Genomic DNA, 8197 nt, shown 5'->3' with positions numbered 1-8197 from the left:
GCTGTTTCGGAGCTGCAAGAGGCCGGGGGACACGACGCTTGTGAGCCTCTCGGCCCGGATGGGGACCTTTGCCCAGATCGGAGAGCAGCAGGTCCCCACCCTGGTGCTGCAAGGTGAGGGGAGACCCGAGTCGATCCCGCCCACGTGGACCCAGCTCGCGCTGCCCGTGACGTTCCGCAAGGTCATCGGCCGAGGCTCCTTCGAGCTGGATGTGCGCGTGGGAGAAGAGCCGGCCACAGCCGTCATCATCCGGGATGACTGGCTGGCGGGGCTTCCGGGGCTGGTGAAGGGACTGCTCGCCCTGGTGGGTGTAATTCCTCTCACGCTCGGGCTGATCCACTATTTCCACCAGGATGTGACAGCCCTGCTGCGGAAGCTGCTCAACCGAGGGCTGGATGAGCCAGACGCTCCCCCGTCTGGAGGGGCTGCCTGAGGGCATGAGCACGAAGCCTCGAATTCTCCTGGTGGGAGCGGGAGCCATCGGTCAGGTGTTCGGAGGGTTTCTCCAGTCGGCCGGGTGCGAGCTCGCCTTCCGGGTCAAGCCGAAGCACGCGGAAGAGGCTCGGCGGGGCTTCACCCTCTATGAGCTCGGTGTCTTCGAGAAGGACCCCGAGCCGAGGGAGCTCTCCGGATTCGCTGTCCTCTGCTCTGACGAGGAGGTGGCGGCTGAGCGCTGGGATCAGATCTGGCTCTGCGTCTCCTCCACGGCGCTGCGGGCCGGCAACTGGGTGGAGGAGCTTGCCCGCGCCACGGGAGCGGCGACCTGGGTCATGCTTCAGCCCGGCCTCGAGGACCGGGAGTGGCTCCTGCAGCGGATCGCGCCGGAGCGGCTCCTCACCGGCATGGTGCCCTTCCTCAGCTTCCATGCGCCGCTGAGTCCCCAGGAGCCTGTTCCAAGGCCCGGCACGGCCTTCTGGTTCCCTCCCCTGTCCCGAGGTCTGTTCAGCGGTCCCGAGGAGCGCCTCCAGGAAGTCCTCCGGGCACTCCGGGCGGGCGGCTACCCGGCTCGGCGCAGCCCTGAGGTGGCACGCGCCATGGCCATCCCCACGGCGCTGTTGGCCACCTTCGTGGACGGGCTGGAGGCAGCGGGCTGGAGCTTCGAGCGGCTGCTGGAGCCCGAGCCCCTCGAGCAGGCCCTCCAGGCGGCGTGGGAGGCCGTGCGCATCGCCGCATGGCGCACGCAGCAGCGCGCGCCTCCTGTGCGCCCACTCCTGCGCCCCTGGCTTCTCGAGCTGATGGTGCCGCTCGCCTCCTGGGCGGCACCCTTCTCCCTGGAGAGCTATCTCCGAGTCCACTTCACCAAGGTCGCGGATCAGACCCGATGGATGATTCGCGAGTACGTCGCGCTGGGACTCCAAGCCGGGCTGCCCACCGCGGCGCTGCGAGCCGCTGCCCAGCGCGCGGAGGACCGTCACGAAAGGCACCCGGGCACTCCATCCTCTCTATAGGGCGAAGGAAGGGCCCTGTTGAGAGCGGCGGGCAGGTTCGAGGAAGTTCCCAATACAGCCCGGGCGCTACCGCTTGCCGGCGGCCTGCTTGCGCCGGGGCTCGGCCTTCCGCGCGAGGTGCTCCACGGTCTGCTCGACCGTGGCGAGGAACGCGCGCACCGACTTGTCGAGCGCCGGCTCCGGCGTGTCCTCGATGCGGGTGTGCGAGATCCCCGGCGAGGACTGTGCGAAGACCATCGCGGTCGGCACGATGTCGGCCATCTCCGCCGCGTCGTGGAGCGGACCCGACGGGAGCTCCGGCGCATGGCCGGTGACGCCCTTGACCGCCTTTCGCACGAAGCCGGTGAGCGTCTCGTCGAAGATGCGCGGGGTGATCTTGAGGATCTGGCTCCACTCGACCTTGACTTTGAACTCCTTCGCCGCGGCGAGCGACGCCTTCTTCGTCCCCGCCAGCAGCTTCGCGAGCACGCCCGCATCGAGCGCGCGCATGTCGATGGAGATCTCCGTGCGGCCCGGCACCGCGGTGACGAAGTTCGGCTCGACCTTCACCACGCCGCAGGTGGCGACCACGCGCGTGCGCGGCGTCTTGCCGGAGAGCTTCGTCGCCAGCTCCTGTGCGGCGAGCGCGAAGCGGGCGCCTGCGAGGAACGCGTCCTGGCGCAGGTGCAGCGGCGCGGCGCCGGAGTGCGCGGCCTGCCCGATGAACTTCAGCTGGTGCCGCTCGACGCCCATCGTCCCGAGCACCACGCCGACCGGGCGCTTCATCTCCTGCAGCACCGGCCCCTGCTCGATGTGCAGCTCGAGGTAGGCCTCGGCCCTCAGGCCGTCGAAGTACTTCCGCGCGGTCTTCATGCCGTCGAGGGTGATGCCGTTCTCCATCAGCGCGTCGGGGAGCTTCACGCCGGCCCGGTCCACGAGGTGCGCGAGCTCCTTGTGCGGCTCGAGCGAGCCCGCGGACGCGGCGGACCCGGTGAGGCTGCGGCCGAAGCGCGCGCCCTCCTCGTCGGCCCAATCGACGATGTGAAGGGTGACCGGCGGGCGTGCGCCCTTGGCGGAGTAGATGCGGAGGACCTCGAGACCCGCGAGCACGCCGAGGCAGCCGTCGAGCCAGCCACCACCGGGGACAGAGTCGAGGTGGCTGCCGATGACGATGCTCCGCTCGGAGTCTCCGGGGAGCGTGGCCCACAGGTTACCGGCGCCGTCCTGGCGCATGGGGAGGGCGAGCTCGTTCTTCAGCTTGCCCGCGAACCACTCGCGCGCCTTGCGCCAGACGGGGCCCCATGCGACGCGCTGGGCGCCGCGCTCGTCGGAAGTGAGCTTCTCGAGTTCCTTGAGATCGGAGATCACACGCTTCGAAGAAGGGTTCATGGGCCCCCTTCATATCCCAGAAGCCCTCAGGTCTGACCGTGCTGGATCGGGAACTCGAGCGTGGCCGTGGCGCCCTTGCCCAGACCCTCGCTCTCCAGCAGGAGGCGGCCCCCCATCGCCTGCGCCGCCAGCGCGCTCGAGTGCAGGCCAAAGCCATGACCCTCCTTGCGCGTGGTGAAGCCGTGCGCGAAGAGCTGCTTGCGGATCTCCTGGGTGAAGCCCTTGCCGCTGTCCACCACCTGGATCCGCGCCATATTCCCCTGGGCCGTGAGCCGCATGCACAGGTGACGTTGCCCCTCGGGGACCTCGTCCATCGCGTACTTGGCGTTGCTGATCAGGTTGATGAGGATCTGCAGCACCTTGTGCTTGTCCACCCGCCCCCGGGGCACGGGGGAGAACTCGCGCGTCACGGAGACGCGGTGGCGCTGCAGCGCGGCAAGCTGGAAGCGCAGGCTGTCTTCGATGAGCTCGGTGAGATCCCACTCATCGAGGATGAGTGAAGTCTTCGCGTAGTTCTGCTGCACCCGGATGATGGCGTGGATGTGCTCGATGTGCAGGCCCATCTCATGCAGGTTCGCCAGGAGCTGGGTCTGCTCGTGGCGGAGCTCCTCGGTGAGGGCCGAGAAGTAGTCCGGCAGGACGCGGCCACGCGGGTGGCTCGTCAGGAACCCCACCAGATCCTCACGGTGCTCCTTGAGCATCGCGGAGAGCTGAACCGTCCGGTCGAGGCGCGAGGCCTCGATCGCGGAGCGCATCTGCTCCAGGTTGATGACGGCGCTGGTGAGCACGTTGCCGACGTTGTGCAGCACATCCGAGGCGACCTCGGCCATGCCCGCCGCCCGCGCCGTGTCCACCAGCTGAGCCTGGGCCTGCTTGAGCTCGCGCGTGCGCTCCTCCACCCGCCGCTCCAGCTCGTCGTTGGCGCTGCGCAGGGCGGCCTCGGTGCGCTGGACCTCGGCGTACAGCCGCGCGTTCTCGATCGAGATGGCGGCCTGCGAGGCGAGCTGCCCCAGCAGCGCGATGCGGCCGGGGGTGAACGCCCCGGAGGCCAGCCTGTTCTCCAGGTACATCACTCCCGACAGCGAGTCCTGGCGCATCAGCGGCAGGCACAGCACGGACCTGACTCCGCTGTGCTCGAGGTAGGGCTCGGACGAGAACGGGTGAGGCGCCGCCGCGTCGCTGATGAGCACATGCTCGTGCGTACGCCGGACGTAGGAGATGATCGTCCAGGGCAGAGCGGCCTCCGCCCCCTCGCGCGGCAGGGCCTGCGCGCCCTCCGAGGCGCTCTGCGTCTCGGACGCGATCACCAGCGTGTCACCGCGCGGGAGCAGCAGGGCTCCACGCTGGGCCCCCGCATTCTCGGTGGCCACCCGCATGAGCGTGGACACCAGCCTGTCGAGGACGATCTCGCTGGAGACGGCCTGCTGAGCCTTGACCACGGCGAGCGTGTCCAGCGCCCTGGACTCCGAGGTGGTGGTGGTGGTGGCGCTCGCGGGCGCCGGCGAGGGCGCGAGGGCGGGCCAGAGGGCTTCCAACTGCGTGACCTTGCCGTAGGCCCCCCACCGCGCGTAGGCCTCCAAGGCCTGGCGCGCGTAGGCCTCGGCGATGAAGGGGGCCTGCCGCTTGCGATAGAAGTTCGCCGCCAGCTCGCACACGAGCGCCACGTGCTGGACGAAGCCGTTCTCGCGGGCCTGGCGAAGGGCCTCCTCGTACGCGGGGAGCGCTTCGTCCAGACGGCCCCGGATGCGGGACAGCTCCGCGAAGACCAGCCGCTCGAGCGCGCGGAACGTCTCGGGGGAGTTGTCTGCCCACTCGTCGAGCTGCCGCCAGTGCACCTCGGCGGCCTCCAGGTACCGCCGCTGCTCCTGCTCCGCCGCCCCCTCGCAGCACGCGGCCAGGCTCAGGGCGCGGAAGAGGTGGAAGTCCAGGAGCGGGATGATGCCAATGAAGGACCAGATGAACCCCGCCGCCTTGTCCCCCGCTTCACGGGCCTCCGCGTAGGAGCCGCACATGAAGCGCGCCTGCATCTTGGAGAGCCAGTACTGGCACACCATGCTGCTCATGTGAGCCGGCGTCAGCCCGGCCTCGAGGGCCCGCTCATCGAAGCCCTCCCCGTCCAGCGTGCCAAAGGTGGGCGAGCGGCCTCGCAGCTGCTGCACGTAGCGCAGGACGATGAGGGTGGTATCCACCACCCCCACGAAGCCCGTCTTTCGCATGAAGTCCATCCGGACGAGCGCGTCCTCGTAGACGTCGTCCAGGGTGTGCCCCATGGCCAGCCGGTTCCAGACGACATGGCCGACGATGTAACAGGCGAACAGGTAGTTGTTGGTCTGCAGCGCGCACTGGAAGCTGCTCAGGGCGAACTCGTGCGCCACGGCCAGGGGCTGGCACCAGTAGCTGATCATCTCCAGGTTGAAGAGCGCCCGGACCCGCTCGAGGGGCAGGTTGTGCCGATCGACGAGCGCGCGGGCCAGCACGCCATAGGCATAGCCCTCCTGATAGCTCCGGAAGAACTTCCCGAGCAGCACTCCGAACGAGCTGTACCCAATCACCGACTCGCTGGTGTTGCCGTAGCGCAGGCTCAGGGAGACCATCCGGCAGATATGGAGGACAAGCAGGTTGTTGTCGGTGAAGTAGGCCGACGGGAAGAGGCGGGCCAGCACGCTCATCACCGGCTTCATGTCCGCGTCCGTCATCAGCGGCAGCTCGACGAGGCTCTCGATGGGGCGGTCACCCAGCAGGGACTGGACCTCCTCGCGGGCGGCCGCGGCCTCCTCCCAGGAGGGGTGCGGATCCATCGGCATGCCCAGCAGGGCCAGGCACTCCAAAAGGCAGGTGACGGAGGCCTCGATCTCGCCGGTGATGAGGTGCACCTCGTGCATCAGCCCGTAGGCGGCGGCGATGTCCCCCCGGCTCCGGGCTCGGGGGCGCAGCCCCTCCAGCAGGCGGCGGGCCTCGGCGAGGTTGCCGCTCATGAGCTCGCTGCTCGCTCGATCGAGGAGCACCTTGAAGGCCAGCGCGGGGTCCGTCTCCCACGGGTCACCCGGGATGAGCGCGAAGGCCATCGAGAGATAGGCGGCGGCCGAGGCATGCGCGCTCGAGGCCCGGGCCTTCCAGCCCGCCTCGGCGTTCAGGCGCGCGAGGCGGTGGCGCTCCTCGGGGCCGCGGATCAGCTCCACGCCGGCGTTGAGCTGGCTCACGAGCTCGAAGAGCCTCTCGCGCACCTCCTCGGCGGACAGGCTCTCCAGCAGCAGGCGTCCGATGCGCAGGTGAACCGCCTTGCGCTCTCCTTCGGGGATGAGGGCATGCGCCGCCTGCTGGATGCGATCGTGCAGGAAGCGATACTGCTCCGAGGCGCCGCGCACCACCAGGCCCTCCTCGAGCGCCGGCTCGAGGCCATGCTCCGCCTCGCCCGCCTCCAGGCCGGAGATGAGGGTCAGCATCCGGAGCGAGAAGCTGTTGCCCACGCACGCCGCCAGGGGGAGCAGGTGCTGGGTGCTCGGGGGGAGCTGGTGCAGGCCGCGCGCCATGAAGTCGACGATGTTGTCGGAGTACCCCTTGGCCCGGACGCCCTCGGCATCCCACCGCCACCCTCCTCCGGGCGCGCGGCTGAGGAGCCCATCGTGGTGCAACGCCAGCAGCAGCTGGAGGAGGAAGAACGGGTTGCCGCCGGTCTTCTGGTGAGCCTGCTCCGAGAGGGGCCCGGTGAGCTCCGCCCCCGCGCCCGGGAGCGCATCCGCGACGAGGTGCTGGACCTGCTCCAGGCTCAGCGGCTCGAGCTGGAGGTCAGTCACCAGGGTCTTCGCCTTGCGCACCTCCCCCAGCGCCATCATCAGCGGGTGGGAGGGGGTGACCTCGTTGTCGCGGTAGGCGCCGATCCACAGCGCCGGTGGCGCGTCCTCGTCGGTGAGCAGGGCCTGGAGGAGCCTGAAGCTGGCCAGGTCCGCCCATTGCAGATCATCCAGGAACACGACGAGCGGGTGCTCGGCGGTGGCGAAGACTCCGAGGAACTGGAGGAACACCTGGTTGAAGCGGTGCTGCGCCTCGGCGGGCGGAAGCTCCGAGACCGCCGGCTGCGGGCCCAGGACGAGCGCGAGCTGCGGCACCAGCTCCACGAGGACCGGGCCGTTGCCCTGGAGGGCCTCTCGCAAGCGCTCACGCCACTGGGCGACCTCCTGATCGCTGCCCGCCAGCAGTTGCTGCACCAGCCCCCGGATGGCCTGGGCCAGGGTGGCGTAGGGGACATCCCGCTGGAGCTGATCGAACTTGCCGCTCAGGAAGAAGCCTCGCCGCTGGACCACGGGCTTGTGCAGCTCGTGGACCACCGACGACTTGCCAATACCGGAGTAGCCGCGGATCAGGATGAGCTCGGGCTTGCCTCCGTTCGCGACTCGCTCGAAGCCCCGGAGCAGGGTGGCGACGTGGGCGTCGCGCCCGTAGAGCCGCAGGGGGAGCTGGAAGCGGCTGGGGATGTCCCGCTTGCCCAGCACGAAGAGCTCGAGCGAGCCCCGGCGCAGGCCCTCCACGCACTCCGCCAAGTCGTGCCTCAGCCCCTCGGCGCTCTGGTAGCGCTCCTCGGCGACCTTGGCCAGGCACCTCATCACGATCGCGGACAGCACGGGCGGGATGCTGGAGATGAGCTCGTGCGGCGGCCTCGGCAGCTGTGCCATGTGGGCATGGAACCACTCGAGCGCGTCACGCCCGTGGAACGGCCGGGCCCCCGTGAGCAGCTCGTAGAACGTCACGCCCAGCGAGTAGAAGTCGGTGCGGTAGTCCACCGCGCGGTTCATGCGCCCGGTCTGCTCCGGAGACATGTAGGCCAGCGTCCCCTCGATCAGGTGGCTCGGCGCCGCATCCACATGCTCGGTCCGCTGGAGGGTGGCGGAGCCAAAGTCGATGATGTGCGGCTCGCCCGAGGGGGGGACGATGATGTTGGAGGGCTTGATGTCCTTGTGGATGACGCCCCGGAGGTGGATCTCCGCCAGGGTCGACGCCAGGGAGACGGCCAGTTGGAGGAAGCGGGCAACCTCGAAGGGTCTGCCCACCGCCTCGGAGAGGGCTACCCCCTGCACCTCTTCCAGGAGCAGGACGGGGCGGCCGTTGATCCGCTCACAGCCATAGGGCCGGGTGACGCCGCGCACGCCCACAAGCCGCTGCAGGATGCCGTGCTCTCGGCGGTACCGCTCCTCCTCGCGTGGGCCGACGGCGGGGCCCACCGGCGTCTTGATGATGAGCGGTGCGCCATCCGCCTCGCGCACCGCCTGAAACAGCATGTTCGAGCCAGTGACGCGAACTGAGTGATGGATCGTGTAACCCGGGAGCTTCAACATGGATGGAGTCCACCGCCAGGGCCGCGCTCACGCGAGGCCCCGGATCTGCCG

4 protein-coding genes are annotated in these 8197 nt (G+C 69.4%); 2 read left to right on the top strand and 2 right to left on the bottom strand.

Going from position 1 to position 8197, the window contains the following annotated elements:
- Both ACJ8AT_RS31435 and ACJ8AT_RS31430 read left to right on the top strand, forming a co-directional pair.
- The coding region (locus tag ACJ8AT_RS31435; protein ID WP_407741629.1) for a hypothetical protein at positions 1–433 on the top strand (433 nt) is incomplete at its 5' end.
- 4 nt (positions 434–437) lie between these two features.
- Positions 438–1448 carry a ketopantoate reductase family protein gene (locus ACJ8AT_RS31430; protein WP_407741628.1) on the top strand — a complete coding sequence of 337 codons (1011 nt, stop codon included), beginning with the start codon at positions 438–440 and terminating at the stop codon, positions 1446–1448.
- Between the two features lie 66 nt (positions 1449–1514).
- Here ACJ8AT_RS31430 and ACJ8AT_RS31425 read toward each other — a convergent pair whose 3' ends face one another.
- Both ACJ8AT_RS31425 and ACJ8AT_RS31420 read right to left on the bottom strand, forming a co-directional pair.
- Complete coding sequence (locus ACJ8AT_RS31425) at positions 1515–2816, bottom strand: Zn-dependent hydrolase (protein ID WP_407741627.1); 1302 nt, start codon at positions 2814–2816, stop codon at positions 1515–1517.
- Between the two features lie 26 nt (positions 2817–2842).
- Positions 2843–8146 (bottom strand): AAA family ATPase, encoded by a 5304-nt coding sequence (locus ACJ8AT_RS31420; RefSeq protein ID WP_407741626.1) that lies wholly within the window; start codon positions 8144–8146, stop codon positions 2843–2845.
- Positions 8147–8197: the final 51 nt, after the last annotated feature.

Origin of the sequence: Hyalangium sp. (assembly GCF_045802625.1) — a bacterium.
Lineage (GTDB): Bacteria > Myxococcota > Myxococcia > Myxococcales > Myxococcaceae > Hyalangium.
Note: the sequence above shows the minus strand (reverse complement) of the source record. Positions and strands in the feature narration are given on the sequence as shown.